14 protein-coding genes are annotated in these 14,472 nt (G+C 74.3%); 4 read left to right on the top strand and 10 right to left on the bottom strand.

Features of this window, described 5'->3' with window-relative positions; genetic code table 11:
* Nucleotides 1-3: 3 nt before the first annotated feature.
* Complete coding sequence (locus ACYVPE_RS21270) at nucleotides 4-465, bottom strand: PH domain-containing protein (RefSeq protein ID WP_461035249.1); 462 nt, start codon at nucleotides 463-465, stop codon at nucleotides 4-6.
* 1,353 nt (nucleotides 466-1,818) lie between these two features.
* Entirely contained in the window at nucleotides 1,819-2,436 is a 618-nt protein-coding gene (locus tag ACYVPE_RS21275) for a TetR/AcrR family transcriptional regulator (RefSeq protein WP_461035250.1), read from the bottom strand.
* A 57-nt stretch (nucleotides 2,437-2,493) separates the two neighbouring features.
* On the opposite strand from ACYVPE_RS21275, the gene ACYVPE_RS21280 reads away from it, so the two are divergent.
* On the top strand, nucleotides 2,494-3,429 hold the full coding sequence (locus ACYVPE_RS21280) for a beta-ketoacyl-ACP synthase III (RefSeq protein ID WP_461035251.1): 936 nt from the start codon (nucleotides 2,494-2,496) through the stop codon (nucleotides 3,427-3,429).
* 76 nt (nucleotides 3,430-3,505) lie between these two features.
* Here the strand turns inward: ACYVPE_RS21280 and ACYVPE_RS21285 are convergent, their stop codons facing one another.
* From ACYVPE_RS21285 to ACYVPE_RS21310, 6 genes are all read right to left on the bottom strand, one after another.
* Nucleotides 3,506-3,748, bottom strand: a complete 243-nt coding sequence (locus tag ACYVPE_RS21285) for a hypothetical protein (RefSeq protein WP_461035252.1) — start codon at nucleotides 3,746-3,748, stop codon at nucleotides 3,506-3,508.
* A gap of 125 nt (nucleotides 3,749-3,873) precedes the next feature.
* The gene (gene fabF, locus ACYVPE_RS21290) at nucleotides 3,874-5,136 is read right to left on the bottom strand and encodes a beta-ketoacyl-ACP synthase II (protein WP_461035253.1); all 1,263 of its coding nucleotides are present in this window, start codon (nucleotides 5,134-5,136) and stop codon (nucleotides 3,874-3,876) included.
* Nucleotides 5,137-5,214: 78 nt separating this feature from the next.
* Nucleotides 5,215-5,463, bottom strand: a complete 249-nt coding sequence (locus ACYVPE_RS21295) for an acyl carrier protein (protein ID WP_132819201.1) — start codon at nucleotides 5,461-5,463, stop codon at nucleotides 5,215-5,217.
* 72 nt (nucleotides 5,464-5,535) lie between these two features.
* Nucleotides 5,536-6,570 carry a beta-ketoacyl-ACP synthase 3 gene (locus ACYVPE_RS21300; RefSeq protein WP_461035254.1) on the bottom strand — a complete coding sequence of 345 codons (1,035 nt, stop codon included), beginning with the start codon at nucleotides 6,568-6,570 and terminating at the stop codon, nucleotides 5,536-5,538.
* 11 nt (nucleotides 6,571-6,581) lie between these two features.
* Nucleotides 6,582-7,544, bottom strand: coding sequence for an ACP S-malonyltransferase (locus ACYVPE_RS21305; protein ID WP_461035255.1), 963 nt, complete (start codon nucleotides 7,542-7,544; stop codon nucleotides 6,582-6,584).
* Nucleotides 7,545-7,645: 101 nt separating this feature from the next.
* Nucleotides 7,646-8,851: a PucR family transcriptional regulator gene (locus ACYVPE_RS21310; protein ID WP_461035256.1), complete on the bottom strand. Its 1,206-nt coding sequence runs from the start codon at nucleotides 8,849-8,851 to the stop codon at nucleotides 7,646-7,648.
* Between the two features lie 73 nt (nucleotides 8,852-8,924).
* Here ACYVPE_RS21310 and ACYVPE_RS21315 point away from each other — a divergent pair, with 73 nt between their 5' ends.
* Entirely contained in the window at nucleotides 8,925-9,593 is a 669-nt protein-coding gene (locus tag ACYVPE_RS21315; protein ID WP_461035257.1) for a pirin family protein, read from the top strand.
* 117 nt (nucleotides 9,594-9,710) lie between these two features.
* Here the strand turns inward: ACYVPE_RS21315 and ACYVPE_RS21320 are convergent, their stop codons facing one another.
* Nucleotides 9,711-10,193 carry a hypothetical protein gene (locus ACYVPE_RS21320; protein ID WP_461035258.1) on the bottom strand — a complete coding sequence of 161 codons (483 nt, stop codon included), beginning with the start codon at nucleotides 10,191-10,193 and terminating at the stop codon, nucleotides 9,711-9,713.
* Here ACYVPE_RS21320 and ACYVPE_RS21325 point away from each other — a divergent pair.
* Nucleotides 10,174-11,691, top strand: a complete 1,518-nt coding sequence (locus ACYVPE_RS21325) for a hypothetical protein (protein WP_461035259.1) — start codon at nucleotides 10,174-10,176, stop codon at nucleotides 11,689-11,691. The genes ACYVPE_RS21320 and ACYVPE_RS21325 overlap by 20 nt on opposite strands.
* A 41-nt stretch (nucleotides 11,692-11,732) precedes the next feature.
* Here ACYVPE_RS21325 and ACYVPE_RS21330 read toward each other — a convergent pair whose 3' ends face one another.
* Nucleotides 11,733-13,553, bottom strand: a complete 1,821-nt coding sequence (locus ACYVPE_RS21330; protein WP_461035260.1) for a hypothetical protein — start codon at nucleotides 13,551-13,553, stop codon at nucleotides 11,733-11,735.
* Nucleotides 13,554-13,723: 170 nt separating this feature from the next.
* Here ACYVPE_RS21330 and ACYVPE_RS21335 point away from each other — a divergent pair, with 170 nt between their 5' ends.
* Entirely contained in the window at nucleotides 13,724-14,380 is a 657-nt protein-coding gene (locus ACYVPE_RS21335; RefSeq protein ID WP_461035261.1) for a class I SAM-dependent DNA methyltransferase, read from the top strand.
* Nucleotides 14,381-14,472 lie beyond the last annotated feature (92 nt).

Here is a 14,472-nt window from a genome sequence, read left to right on the forward strand (position 1 = left end):
GGGTCAGCGGGGTGGCGGCGGCGTCCAGTCGGGGCCGCGCAGCCAGGCCCACAGGTCGTGGAGCCTGCGGACCTCGCCGGGCAGCGCGGCGCCGAGCGTGCGGGAGTTGACGTGGGGCAGTCCGCGGCGCCGGCCCGAGCCGTCGCGGACCAGCACGAACTCGCCGGTCGTCCCCGACCCGGTGACCTCGATGGACTGGATGTCCCGCCACGCGATCCGCCGGGTGCCGAACGGCGTGCGGGTCTCGATGTGGTCGGGGTGGGTGGTGGTGCCGCTCCGCCGAAGGGCGACGTAGAGCAGGGGAACGAGGACGAGGACGACCACCGTCCAGCTCAGCAGCACCACGCCGGGCACCCCGGCCACGGCCATGAGGCCCAGGGCCATGACGGGGATCGCCACCGGGAGGCCGAGCGCCTTCAGCCCGGGCGCGGCCCGGTAGACGGGGAAGTGGGGCTGGTTCGTCATGGCGGGCAGGCTAACGGGCGCGGCCCGCGACCACGTCGGGTTCACGGAATCCTGGAAATCCCTCGACAGGGCGCCGAGCGCCGGGTGGTGGGCGCCGGGTGGGTTCCCCCGCCCACCCACCCCCCTTTCCGCGCCTCGCGCGCGCGTGCGCTTGCGCATGCGCCGCGGGCGGCGGAGCCGCGTTGCGGGGCGATGGCGGCCGGTCGGCCGCAGGCCCGGCGCTTCGCGCGGAGCGCGAGAGGCGGGGGCCCTGCCGGGCCCCCACGGCGCCGCCTGTGGCCCCCGCGCGTAGCGCTGGCCGCGCGGTGCGGCCGCGGCCGGCTCGGCGGCGGAGCCGCAGGTGCCCCTGGCCCGGGGGCCTCCTGCGCGTAGCGCGGAGAGTTTGCCGACGTCCGTCGGCCGGGGCGGCAGGGGGCAGCGGCGCGGCCGGCTCGGGGTCTCGTGCGCGGTGCGCGGAAGGTGGGCCGAGGGGCCGTTGGCCGGGCCCGGCAGCGCCGCGGCCGCAGCCTGTGGCCTCCTGCGCGCAGCGCGGAAGGCTGCCCGGCGGTCCGTCGGCCGGGCTGGGCCCGGCAGGGCCCCCGCGGCCGCCGCCAGCACTCCTGGCCCGGGGCCTCCCGCGCGCAGCGCGGAAAGTTGACCGGCGTCCGCCGGCCGAGGCCGGGCGGCCAGGGCCGCCGGCTCAGGGGCCCGTGCGCGGTGCGCGGAAGGTGGGCCGAGGGGCCGTTGGCCGAGCCCGGCGGTGCACCGGCCCGGTGGCGGCGCGTGGGGCCTGCGCGCAGTGCGGAAAGCTGGTCGACGTCCCTCGGCCAGGCCCGGGCCCGGCAGGGCCCCCGCGGCCGCCGCCGGTACCCCTGGCCCAGGCTTCCTGTGCGCAGCGCGGAAGGCTGCCCGGTGGTCCGTCGGCCGAGCCGGGCGAGGTTGGGCCCCGGTGAAGCACTGCTCGCGCGGTGCGCCGCGCCGTCGCCGGCTCGGCGGAGCCGCCTGGCCTCCGCGTGCAGGGCGGAAAGTTGGCCGACGTCCGTCGGCCGGGCCCGGTTCGGGCCCTGCGGAGCGCGGTGCGCCGCTGGCTTGGCGGAGCGGCATGTGGTTTCCGTCTGCAGGGGGGAAGGTTTGGCGACGGCCGTGGGCCGGGCCCGGCGCGGCCGCCGCCGGTACCCCTGGCCCAGGCTTCCTGTGCGCAGCGCGGAAGGCTGCCCGGTGGTCCGTCGGCCGAGCCGGGCGAGGTTGGGCCCCGGTGAAGCACTGCTCGCGCGGAGCGCCGCTGCCGCTGCCGGGCTCGGCGGCGGAGCCGCCTGGCGTCCGCGCGTAGCGCGGCAGTGTCGGCTCAGCCCGGGCCGGCCAGGGCCCGGCGGCTTAGCCCGGGCCGGCCAGGGCGCCCGCCAGGAGGCGGGCCACCGCCGCCCTGGCGAGGGCCGGGGCGGTGCCGGTGCCGTAGAGCTGGATGGCGTGGTTGAGGCTCATCGTCACGCCGTAGAGCTCGAAGACCAGTTGGGCCGGGTCGGTGGCCGGCGGCAGGTCGCCGGTGGCGACGGCGCGGCGGACCTCCGTGGTGAGGCGCAGCTCCCAGGTGCGGAACTGGCGTTGCAGGAGCGCGCGGACGGGGCCGCCGCGGCCGTCGTACTCGAAGGTGGAGCTGACGAAGAGGCAGCCGCCGGGGAAGACCTCGCGCTCCAGGTAGGAGATCCACGCCTCGCAGACGCCCCGCAGCCGCGGCAGCCCCGGCGTGGCGTCCGCCGCCGGCCGCCAGACCTCGCGGTTGAAGACGACCGCCGCCCGCTCCAGGGCGGCGAGCTGCAGGGCCTCCTTGGTGCCGAAGTGGCCGAGCAGGCCGGACTTGCTCATGCCGAGGTCGAGCGCGAGGCGGCCGATCGTCAGGCCCTCGAGGCCCTCGACCGAGGCCAGGTCCACGCTGCGTTCGAGGATCCGTTCCCTGGTGTGGCGGGCCTCGGCCGCCGAGTGTCGCGGACTCATGACCACCAGCATAGGCCCGGTATAGCGTCCGACCGATCGGTCGCTATATTGGGCGGCATGACTCGCCTCATCGCCCTGGGCCATCACCAGCCCGAGCATGTGCTCACCAACGACGACCTGGCCGGCATGGTCGACACCGACGACGCCTGGATCCGGCAGCGAACCGGCATCGCCACCCGCCGCATCGCCAGGGACGAGTCCGTGACCGACCTGGCCGTCGTCGCCGCCGGGAAGGCGCTGGCCGCGGCCGGCGTCGACCCGGCCGACATCGGTCAGGTGATCGTCGCCACCTGCACCGCCATCGACCGTTCCCCGTCCACCGCGGCCCAGGTCGCCGGCGAGCTCGGCATCCCGCGCGCCGTGGTCTACGACCTCAACAACGCCTGCGCCGGCTTCACCACCGCGCTCGCCACCGCCGACCACGCCATCAGGGCCGGCGCCGCCCGGCACGCCCTCGTCGTCGGCGCCGAGAAGATGTCCGACATCACCGACTGGACCGACCGCTCCTCCTGCGTGCTGCTCGGCGACGGCGCGGGCGCCGCCGTGCTCGGCGCCAGCGAGCGCGAGGACGGCATCGGGCCCGTCGTCTGGGGCTCCGACCCGTCCCGGCGGGAGGCCGTCCGGATCAAGGGCGACTGGCACCCCACCTTCGCCCAGGACGGCCAGGCCGTGTTCCGCTGGGCCACCACCGAGCTCGCCCCGCTGGCCAGGGAGGCGTGCGAGCGGGCCGGCGTCCACCCCCGAGAGCTGGCCGCGATCGTCACCCACCAGGCCAACCTGCGGATCATCGAGGCCATCGCCAGGAAACTCGACGCGCCCCAGGCCGTCGTCGCCCAGGACGTGATCGTCTCCGGCAACACCTCGGCGGCCTCCGTGCCGCTCGCGCTGTCCAAGCTGATCGAGCGCCGCGAGATCCCGACCGGGGCGCCGGTCCTGCTGTTCGCCTTCGGCGGCGGCCTCTCCTGGGCCGGCCAGGTCGTTCGCGTCCCGTGAACTCCTGACGAACGAGACGGACAGCCGACGACCCCGCCCGTCCCGGGCGGGGTCGTCGGCTGTCAGGGGGCGGCCGTCAGCCGCCGAGGTGGAACGAGCCCAGGAACCCACACCGGCCGTTGGGCTCGGCGGCCGGCGCCGCCGAGGCGCCAGGCGGCGTCCAGACGAGGCTGTCGTTGTGGACGCTCGGCTCGTCGCACCGGTCCGTGACGAATCCGAGGTCGCCGCCGACGCTGGTCCCGGCGACGGCCGGTCCGGTCACGCCGACGAGGGCCGCCACGGCCAGTGCCGCGGCGGCCGGAATGGTGTGGATGCGCATGAGCACCCCTTCCGCTTCGTGGGACCGATCCAACGCGGTCCCTCCGGGAAGAAGGGGTAACCAGGAACGACGGAACCGCCGCCCCGCGTCAGCCGGGCGGCGGTTCGGAATCACGCGAACGGCCGTCAGACCGTACGCATCGCCAGCACCACGTTGTGCCCGCCGAAGCCGAACGAGTTGTTGATCGCGGCGATGGTGCCGCCCGGCAGCTCGCGCGGCTCGTCACGGACCACGTCCGCGTCCACCTCGGGGTCGAGGTCCTCGATGTTGATCGTCGGCGGCGCGACCCGGTGGTACAGGGCAAGCGCCGTCGCGACCGTCTCGATGCCGCCGGCACCACCGAGCAGATGCCCGGTCATCGACTTGGTCGCCGAGATCGCCACGTGGTCGACCTCGTCGCCCAGCACCCGCCGCAGCGCCTTGATCTCCGCGATGTCGCCGAGCGGCGTCGAGGTGGCGTGCGCGTTCAGGTGGAACAGCTGCTCCGGCTTGAGGTCGGTGTTCTCCAGCAGGCTCTCCACCGCGGCCGCGATGCCACGACCCGAGGGCTCGGGCTGCGCGATGTGGTGGGAGTCGGCCGACAGACCCTGGCCGAGCAGCTCGCAGTAGACCCGGGCACCACGCCGCGCGGCGTGCTCGGCGGACTCCAGCACCACCACGCCGGAGCCCTCACCCAGCACGAAGCCGTCCCGGGCGGTGTCGTACGGCCGGGAGGCGCGCTCCGGCTCGTCGTTCTGCTTGGACATCGCCATCATGTTGCCGAACGCCGCGATCGGCAGCGGATGGATCGCGGCCTCCGTGCCACCGGCCACCACCACGTCGGCGCGGCCCGTGCCGATCATCTCCGCCGCGTAGCCGACGGCCTCCGCGCCGGAGGCACAGGCGCTCACCGGGGTGTGCACGCCGGCCTGCGCCCCGACCTCGAGACCGACGTTGGCCGCCGGGCTGTTGGGCATGAGCATGGGCACGGTGTGCGGGGAGACCCGCCGGGCCCCCTTCTCGCGCAGCACGTCGTACTGGTCGAGCAGCGTGGTCACGCCGCCGATGCCGGAGGCGATGACCGTGCCGAGCCTGGTCGGGTCGACCGACTCGTCCTCGCCGGCCCGAGCGGAGAAGCCCGCGTCGGCCCAGGCCTCCCGGGCGGCGAGCAGTGCGAACTGCGCGGACCTGTCGAGGCGCCGCGCCACCGGGCGGGGCAGCACGTCCGCCGGGTCGACGGCGGCCACGGCCGCCATCCGCACCGGCAGGTCGGCGGCCCACTCCTCCGTCAGGGCCCGCACGCCGGACCGGCCGGCCAGCAGACCCTCCCAGGTCGTCGCGCTGTCGCCACCCAGCGGTGTGGTCGCACCGACACCGGTGACAACCACCGTTCGATTGATCGCGTTCACGGGATTCTTACTCCGCTAGTCGGGGAAAGGTGGTGACCCGCCACCACGAGGGTGGCGACAGGCGCTGTAGCCCGGGGGTCAGCTCTGGTGGTCGAAGATGTAGCCGACGGCGTCGCCGACGGTCTTCAGGCCCTTGACGTCGTCGTCCGGGATCTTGACGCTGAAGCGCTCCTCAGCGGCGACGACCACCTCGACCATGGACAGCGAGTCGACGTCGAGGTCGTCGGTGAACGACTTCTCCACCGTCACCTCTTCGGTGGGGATGCCGGCGATCTCGTTGACGATCTCGGCGAGACCCTCGATGATCTCTTCCTTGGTGGCAGCCATTGCGGCGCTCCTTCAGTGTGTTGCGGTGGGGTACCGCGGGGTGGTGATCCGGCGGATCTGTTCGGACCATGCTTAGGGGAGGGTAACGACCGTCGCGGCGTAGACGAGACCCGCCCCGAAGCCGATGACGAGGGCGGTGTCACCGCTCTTCGCCTGCCCCGTCGCCAACATCCGCTCCATGGCGAGCGGGATGGAGGCGGCGGAGGTGTTGCCGGTTGTCTCGATGTCGCGGGCGACCGCGACATGTTCCGGCAGCTTGAGGGTTTTCACCATCGAGTCGATGATGCGCATGTTGGCCTGATGCGGAATGAAGACGTCCAGGTCCTTGGCGGTGATCCCGGCCGCGTCGAGCGCCTGCTGGGCCACCTTGGCCATCTCGAAGACGGCCCACCGGAAGACCGTCTGGCCCTCCTGGCGCAGCGCCGGGAACTTGACCTGCCCTTCGGCGTCCACCGGCAGCTCCGCGAGGTCGCCGACCCGGAAGCGGTCCCAGGGCACCGTCTGCGCGATGACGTCGGCCTTGTCGCCCTCCGAGCCCCAGACCGTGGGGCCCATCGAGGGCTCCTGCGCCGGACCCAGCACCACGGCCCCCGCGCCGTCGCCGAACAGGAAGGCCGTGGACCGGTCCTCCTTGTCGGTGAGGTCGGACAGCCGCTCCACGCCGATCACCAGCACGTGCTCGGCGCTGCCGTCGACGATCAGGCCCTTGCCGACCGTCAGCCCGTAGCCGAAGCCGGCGCAGGCCGCCGAGATGTCGAACGCGGCCGGCGTGCCGGCGCCAAGACGGTGGGCGATCACGGTCGCGACCGAGGGCGTCTGCATGAAGTGGGAGACGGTGGACACCACGACCGCGTCGACCTGCTCGGCGGTGATGCCCGCGTCCGCGATGGCCTTGCCCGAGGCGGCGATCGCCATCTCGGCCACCGTCTCGTCCTCGTCCGCCCAGTGTCGGGTCACGATTCCCGAGCGGGACCGGATCCACTCGTCGGAGGAATCGATGTACTTCAGGATCTCCTCGTTGGGCACGACCCTCGTCGGCCGATACCCGCCGACGCCCATGATGCGGGCGTAGGGCGCGCCCTTCCCGACCCTCAGTGTGGCGGACATGTCCACTGCTCCTATTCGGCGGCTTCTGCGGTGGGTGCGGACGCCGTGCGGTGGGCGGCGATCAGCTCGCGGGCCGCTGCCAGATCGTTCGGGCTCTTGATGGCCACCCGCTCCACCCCTGGGAGGTTGCGCTTGGCCAGACCAGCGAGCGTACCGCCCGGGCACAGCTCGATCAGGGCGGTGATGCCCAGCCGCTGGAACGTCTCCACACACAGGTCCCAGCGGACCGGGTTGGACACCTGGGTCACCAGGCGGCGCACGATCTCCTGGCCGTCGGCCACGACCTCGCCGTCGGCGTTCGATACGAATCGGATGCCCGGCTCCGCCGGGTTCAGTCCCTTGGCCGCCGCCCGCATCACGTCCACCGCCGGCGCCATGTGCTCCGTGTGGAAGGCGCCCGCCACCTTGAGCCCCACCACGCGGGCCTTGGCCGGCTTGTCGGCGGCCAGCGCCGCCAACTGCTCCATGGTGCCGGCCGCGACGATCTGCCCGCCGCCGTTGTTGTTGGCCGCGGTGAGGCCGAGCTTCGCGAGGTGCGCGGCGACCTCCTCCGGGTCACCGCCGAGCACCGCCGACATGCCGGTCTCGGTGACGGCGGCGGCCTCGGCCATCGCCGTGGCGCGCTGCCGCACCAGCGCGACGGTCTCCTCCTCGGTGAGGACGCCGGCGATCGCGGCGGCCGGCAGCTCACCGACGCTGTGCCCGGCGACGGCGCCCACCGAGCCGGCCGGGCCGGCGGGGTCGTCGTCGAAGAGCGCGGCCGCCGAGAGCAGCGCACCGGTCACCAGCAGGGGCTGGGCGACGGCCGTGTCGCGGATCTCCTCCGCGTCGGCCGCCGTGCCGTAGTGGACGAGGTCGAGCCCCGCGGTCTCCGACCACCCGCCGAGGCGGTCGGAGACGCCCGGGAGTTCGAGCCACGGGTTCAGGAAGCCGGGCGTCTGGGCACCCTGGCCGGGAGCGACGAGTACAAGCACCCTCTCACTCTCTCCTGGTCAGCGGGTGAACCGCCGGTGGGGGCAAGAACGAAGAACAGTCGAGGGATTTGTAGCTCCCACACAAAGCGGGGAGCCGACGGCTAGATGCCGGAATCGGCGTCCGCCAGCCGGCCGAGCATCAGCGCGACGCGCAGAGTGAAGGCCGAGCGCACGTCGGAAGGGGGCCATCCGGTGACGTCGGTCACACGTCTCAGGCGGTACCTGACCGTGTTGGGATGCACAAAAAGCATCCGCGCCGCGCCCTCCAGACTGCTCGCCTGCTCCAGGTAGACGCTCAGCGTCTCGAGCAGCGCGGACCCGGCCTCCTGCAACGGTCTGTAGATCTCCTCCACCAGCAGCCGCCGGGCCGCGGGATCCCCCGCCATGGCGCGCTCGGGCAGCAGATCGTCCGCCAGCACCGGGCGTGGCGCGTCGGGCCAGGCCGCGCAGGCCCGCAGCCCGGCCGCCGCGGCCTGCGCCGAGCGGGTCGCCGCCAGCAGGTCCCCCACCACGGGCCCGGCCACCACCGGGCCCGACGCGAACGGGCCGATCAGCGCCTTGGCCGCCTGCACCGGATCGTCGCTGCCGCCCGCGATCACCACCAGGCGCTTGCCGAGCACCCCGGTCAGCACCTGGAGCTTGGCGTACCTGGCGGCCCGCCTGATCGCCTCCACCGTCAGCTCGCTGTCGCCGTTGGGCGCGCTGCCGAGGACCACGGTCACATGCTCAGGCGTGTTCCAGCCGAGGGCGGCGGCCCGCGACACGTCGCTCTCGTCCGCCTCGCCCGACACCACCGCGTTCACCACCAGCGACTCGAGACGCGCGTCCCACGCGCCGCGGGCCTCGGCGGCCTGCGCGTACACCTGGGCCGTGGCGAAGGCGATCTCCCGGGAGTAGACCAGCAGCGCGTTCCGCAGCGTCGCCGCCCCACCGGGCGGCACCAGCTCGTCGACCGCCGACTCCACCACCTCGATGGTGGTCCGCACCAGCTCCACCGTCTGCCGCAGCGTGATCGCCCTGGTCAGCTCGCGGGGGGCGGTGCCGAAGACGTCGGTGCTGATGGCCTGCGGGGTGTCCGGGTGCCGGAACCACTCGATGAACGCCGCGATGCCGGCCTGGGCGACCAGGCCGATCCAGGAGCGGTTCTCCGGTGGCATCGCGCGATACCAGGACAGCTGCTCGTCCATCCGCGAGATCGCGGCGGCGGCCAGCTTCCCCGAGGACTGCTCGAGGCTGCGCACGGTCGCGACGTGCGCCTTCTTCTCATCGGCCTTCTCAGCTTCGGCCTTCTCATCGGCTTCGGACACGGAACCAGCCTGCCTCATTTCCCACCCGCTCATACCAGGCGGGGGGTACTGCACGGATGGATACCGTAGGCGCATGCCTCACGTCACGCGTGCCGCCGACCGCTTCCGAGGCGGCGATCCGGCCGCCGGGATCGACACCCGGCACGCCTTCTCGTTCGCGGACCACTACGACCCCGGGAACGTCCGCTTCGGCCCGCTGACCGCCTGCAACGAGGAGCGTCTGGCGCCGGGCGCCGGCTTCCCCGCCCATCCGCACCGGGATCTGGAGATCGTCAGCTGGGTGCTCTCCGGCGAGCTGACCCACGAGGACGAGGCGGGCCGCGCGACCGTCGTGCGCCCCGGCGACCTGCAACGTCTGACGGCGGGCGCCGGCGTGCGGCACGTGGAACGCAACGCCGGGCCCGAGCCGCTGCGCTTCCTCCAGATGTGGCTGATCCCCGCCGAGCCGGGCGGCGAACCGGCCTACGAGGTGGTGCGGGGGATCGCCGACGACGTCCCGTACGCGCTGCCGCGCACCCCGGCGGTGTTGCGAGTGCGACGACTCGGCGACGGCGAGTGGACCACGCTGCCTGGCGGCCGCCTCACCTACCTGCATCTGGCCGCTGGCGCGGCCGAGTTGACCGGGTCCTGGCCGGCCGTGGCGCTGACCGCGGGCGACGCGGTCCGGCTGACGGACGCCGACGGGACGACCGTACGGGCCGCCGGGGCCGCCGAGTTGCTGGTCTGGGAACTGTCCGGCTAGCCGCCGCGCCCGGCTGGGAATCGGCCGAAACCGGTACGAGGGCGGGGGAACCGACGAGTGGTCGCTCACTGTCAGTGTGGTGACGCACACTTATGACGGGGCATCACCCCGTACCTCTCACCCCCGGGAGCCGGACGTGAGCGACGACCACCACGACAACACGGACCCGCCGGCCTCGCCGCCGGCATGGGGGGAGCCGGCCGAGAGCCGACCGGCGGCGCCACCGGCACCGATACCGGCGGCACCGGCGGCGGCACCCGTGCCGTCCGAGGACGGCGCCTCGACGCCGGCGGCGGAGCCGCCGCCGGCGGCCGAGCCGCCGACCGGGCCGCGGGCCGTCGGCCCGCCTTCGGTGCCTGGAGCGCCACCGGCGGCTTCCGCCTGGGCGGCACTCGGGGCGAGCGTGGCGGCTCCGCCGCCGGTGCCGGCATCCGGGTTGCCCGCGGGCGCTGCGCCACCGCCGGTGGGCGGGGCGCCTGGGGGCGGTGTGTGGCCGGCGGTGGTGCCGCAGGCGCATCCGTACTGGTCGGGTGGGGCGGCGGCGGCTCCGCCGCCTCCGCGGCGGCCGCCGACGGCCGGGGTGCCGAGGGACGGCCGCATCGGGGGCACCGCCGCGTTGCTCAACCTCTCCGGTCTCGGCCTCGGTTACCTCTACCTGCGGCGGTGGCCGCGCGTCGCCGCCAGTCTGGCGGCCACCGCGCTGCTGCTGTGGCTGGCGCTGCCGGCCGGTGCCGAGGGCGTCTCCGGCGGGGTGGCCCTCGCCTACCTGGGGTGGGTGCTGCTCACGGCGCTCGACGCCTGGCGGCTCGGCCGGCCGCCGACCCTCGGCGGCCTCGGTGGCGCCGGCCGGGCCTGGGTGCCGCTCACCGCCGGGGCGCTGCTGCTCGCGGTGCCGCTCGGCAGCGTCGTCTGGTTCGAGGACGCCCAGCGGCGGGCCCTGGAGAGCGACCTCCAGGAGCGGTTGACCGTCGCCGATCGGCTCGTGGCCCGGGCCGCCGACGCGGCCGCCTTCGACGACGCGACGGCGGCCGACTACCACTCGGCGCTCGACGAGTACCTGGCCGTGCGCGCCGCCCACCCCGACACGGACGCGGCCGGCGAGGTGCCGGCCCGGATCGACTCGCTCTACGAGGAGGCCACCGCGCCGCGCGGCGGCGGCGAGGACAGCTGTGCCGCCCTCGACCCGCTGCGGTTCTTCCAACGGCTGCCGGACGAGCTCGACGGCACGGACGCCGAACGGCTCGCCGGCCGCGCCGGCGAGGAGCTGCCCGAGCCGCTGCACGGCTGCGGGCTCCAGCGCGCCGAGCGGCAGCAGACCGGCACCGCCCGCGAGCCGCTGACCGAGCTGCTCGAGGACCACCCGGACTCCTCGTACGCCGACGCGCTGCCCGGCGAGCTCGGCGCCCTGCAGGGCGCCGCCGCCGACGGCATCGGCGGGGACGAGCCCTGCGCGGCCCTCGACCGGCTGCGCTCGCTCAACACCCTGTTCGGGGAGCTGCCTGGCGAGGAGTTCACCGCGCTCGCCGAGGAGGGCGCGGGGCCGGTGCCCGAGGGGCTCTACCGATGCGGCACCGACCGCTTCCTGGCCGGCGAGTTCTCCGAGGCGGACGGCATGCTGGCCGAGCTGGTCGAGGGGTACCCGGACCACGGGCGCGCCGACCGGGCGGGCGACATCCTGATCGCGGCCCAGATAGCGGCCCAACTCCCGGCGGCCGGCGCCGAGCTGCCCCCGGAGCCGGGCACCGCAGGCGGGGCCGAGGTGACCCTGGAGCTCTACAACGACTCGCCCTACGCGCTGGAGTTCCTGTACACCGGCCCCGCCACCGGCACCCGCACCGTGGACGCCTGCGACGGCTGCCAGGTCTACCCGAGCGACCCGGGCGACGGCGCCTGCGCCGCCGACCGCGACTATCCGAGCACCACCCTGCGACTCCCGGCCGGCGACTACCACTTCCTGCACCGCTCGCCCGACGAGTCCACCCGCAACCTGGTCGACAGCGACGGGCTCGACGCGGACTACGTCTACACCTACTGCTCCTACGTCACCGAGGAGGACCTGGGCTGGCCGGGCCTCGAGGACCCCGGCACGGACGTCTGACGGTCGGGGGCGCGGTCCCGGCCCCGGCCTCGGCCCCGGCCTCAGTCCACCAGGCGGCCGAAGCCCAGGTCGTCGAAGCGGGCGAAGCGGGCGGGGTCGATCTCGGCGTACCGCTGGTAGATGTCGAGGGTGAGCGAGCCGTCGTTGTTGCGGCCCGAGGCGTCGGGGGAGTCCAGGTAGGAGAGGTAGGCGTAGGCGGCGTCCGCGTGGGCGCGGCCCCGCTCGCTGGCGGGGTCGACGCCGGCCGGCGGCGTCGTGGCCCGCTCCACGAGGTCGACCGCCTTCCACTCCCGGCCGCCGTCCCACTCGGTGCCCGAGATGTCGTAGGGCTGCGCGTAGTGGTTGTTCATCAGGGAACGGGTGAAGTCCGGGTCGGCCACCAGCGCCGCCGCGGCCTCCGGGCGCCGTCCCGCGACGTCGAGCAGGTCGCGGGTGCCGGTGTTCACCGGGTTCTCGCTGACCTCGTGGCGGACGTCGCTGGTCAGCGGTTCGATGGCGACCGCGGCCCTGGCCAGGTCCTCGCTGAAGGCGCGGCCGCCCGCCACCCTGGACTGCCCCATCAGGTCCCCGAAGGAGCTGAACTCGGCCACTCGCTCGAGGGACGCGCCGCGGAGTCGCGCCGCGTGGTCGTAGACGTAGGGGCCCAGGGCGTCCGGCACGGCCCCCGGGTCGCGGACCGGGTCGTGACCGCCGACGTCCGGGTTCAGCAGCATCAGCAGGCCGTCGGAGGTGAAACGCATCGCCGCGTTGCCCCAGTTGGTCAGATAGCTGCTCTCGGCGTCCGTGGTGGCGCCGGTGGTCCAGTTGGCCCGGCCGATCGCGGCCAGCGTCTCCGGGGTGAGGCGGTCGTAGAACGTCTCCAGGTACGACAGTTCGGCCTCGGTCAGCCGGCGGGCGGGGGCCGGGTGGTCCGCGTACTCGTCGTCGTAGACGCCGAGCACGACGCCCTCGACGCCGGACAGGTACCGCATCAGCAGCTCCCGGTCCGGGCCGTTCTCGCCGGCGTTCGCCAGCAGCTCCCTGAGCTGGTCGGCGGACCAGGCCGCCATGTCGTCGTTGACGAAGAGGTGGAGCGGCCCCTCCGACAGGTCGTAGCCGCGGGTGCTGAGCTCCGTGGCGAGCTCGGTCAGATGCGAGCGGTAGGAGTCGATCGCGCCCTCGATGTCGTCGGCGGCCGTGACGGCGTCGTCGGCGGCGGCGCGGAGGTGGCGTTCGCGGATCTCGGGGGCCAGGTGGTCGGGGGAGTAGGTGGGCACCCCGTCGGCCCCGGTCGACGGCGGCACCTGGCGCCAGCGGCCGTCGTACCGCACGTTGACGGTCGGCGGGGTGTCGTACTCCCAGGTCCTGGTCCGGTAGACGGCGGTGCCCAGGGCGTCCACCCAGCCGTTCCACTCGGTGGTGGCCGCCCGGAGGTGATCGAGGTACCTGTCGTCGAGCCCCTTGCCGGGCCGGCGCGCCGCCGGGCCGCCCACCAACTCGCCCGCGCCGACCGGCGGCTGGCCGCCGTCGATGACGTGCGACACGACCTCCTCGGCGACGACGGCCTCGTTCATGGCGCGGACCAGGACGTTGGTGACGCCCTCCAACTCCTCAGGGCGCAGGTCCTGTTGGGTGTCGCGGATCCGGCCCTGCCCGTCCACCAGCGACTCGCCGTCCAACTCCCCCGACTCGGCCGCCACCTGGGTGGCGCGCTCCGCGATGTTCGCCGCCGTGGCCCCCTCCTCGGCGGCCCGGGCGTAGGCGGCCGCGGTGTCCGCCATGTCGTCCGGGTCGATCTCCGCGGTGAACTCACGCCGCCGGTCCCAGGGACGCCGGCCCGCGGTGGCCTGAACGTCCTCACGTGTGAATGCCAGATCGGGCATGGTCCCCGTGCGCCCTTCGCGAAAGTGATGGTCGGCCGGACGCTAGGCCGGGACGGGGAGCAGGGCCGTTGCCGAGGGACGACGCCGAACCGACGGTTCGGTGAACAGCTCCGCCGCCCCCCGACCCCAAGTGACGTCGTGGGAACCGCGGTTGACTATCGTGCCGGTCCATGACCGACGCCGCCGGCTTCCTCGCCGAAACCCGATCCACCTACGACACCGTCGCCCGGTCCTACGACGAGGTCATCCCGCCGGTCACCGACGATCCACTGGACGTCGCGCTGCTCGGCGACTTCGCCGCCCGGATCGCCGCGGCCGGCGGAGGCCCCGTGGTGGAGGCCGGCTGCGGCACCGGCCGGATCACCGGCCACCTCGCGGCGACCGGGCTCGACGTCTCCGGCGTCGACCTGTCACCCGCCATGCTGGAGGTCGCCCGCCGAACCCACCCGACGATCCCCTTCGCCGAGGGCTCGCTGCTGGCGCTCGACCTGCCGGACGCCGGGCTCGCCGGCCTCGTCGCCTGGTACTCGATCATCCACCTGCCGCCGGAGCGGCTGCCCTCGGCGTTCGCGGAGTTCCACCGGGTGCTGCGGCCGGGCGGCTGGTTGCAGCTCGCCTTCCACGTCGGCGACCGCCGGCACCACAGGACCGAGGGCTACGGCCACCGCGACATCTCGCTCGACATCTACTGGCTCCCCGTCGAGCGGATCGCCGCGCTGCTCGCCGCCGCCGGGTTCGTGCCGGAGACCGAGATCGTGCGGGACCTCTCGGCCCGGGTCCCGCAGGCCCGCCTGCTCGCCACCAAGCCCCTGGAGGACGCGCCCTAGGTGTATTGCCCTGTGAGGTTGGGGACGCGGCTGGCGGGTGGTTGGCCTGCGAGTGCGGTGTGTCCGCGGTGGTGATTGTAGGTGTGGAGCCA

Source organism: Streptomyces mayteni (assembly GCF_054783955.1).

Excerpts from the sequence above, each read along its gene's own strand:
- ACYVPE_RS21315 (WP_461035257.1), top strand. The coding sequence starts at position 8,925 with ATGCCTCACGTCACGCGTGCCGCCGACCGCTTCCGAGGCGGCGATCCG.
- ACYVPE_RS21335 (WP_461035261.1), top strand. The coding sequence starts at position 13,724 with ATGACCGACGCCGCCGGCTTCCTCGCCGAAACCCGATCCACCTACGAC.
- ACYVPE_RS21300 (WP_461035254.1), bottom strand. The coding sequence starts at position 6,570 with ATGTCCGCCACACTGAGGGTCGGGAAGGGCGCGCCCTACGCCCGCATC.
- ACYVPE_RS21285 (WP_461035252.1), bottom strand. The coding sequence starts at position 3,748 with ATGCGCATCCACACCATTCCGGCCGCCGCGGCACTGGCCGTGGCGGCC.
- ACYVPE_RS21280 (WP_461035251.1), top strand. The coding sequence starts at position 2,494 with ATGACTCGCCTCATCGCCCTGGGCCATCACCAGCCCGAGCATGTGCTC.
- ACYVPE_RS21275 (WP_461035250.1), bottom strand. The coding sequence starts at position 2,436 with ATGAGTCCGCGACACTCGGCGGCCGAGGCCCGCCACACCAGGGAACGG.
- ACYVPE_RS21320 (WP_461035258.1), bottom strand. The coding sequence starts at position 10,193 with ATGCGGCCGTCCCTCGGCACCCCGGCCGTCGGCGGCCGCCGCGGAGGC.
- ACYVPE_RS21295 (WP_132819201.1), bottom strand. The coding sequence starts at position 5,463 with ATGGCTGCCACCAAGGAAGAGATCATCGAGGGTCTCGCCGAGATCGTC.
- ACYVPE_RS21270 (WP_461035249.1), bottom strand. The coding sequence starts at position 465 with ATGACGAACCAGCCCCACTTCCCCGTCTACCGGGCCGCGCCCGGGCTG.
- ACYVPE_RS21330 (WP_461035260.1), bottom strand. The coding sequence starts at position 13,553 with ATGCCCGATCTGGCATTCACACGTGAGGACGTTCAGGCCACCGCGGGC.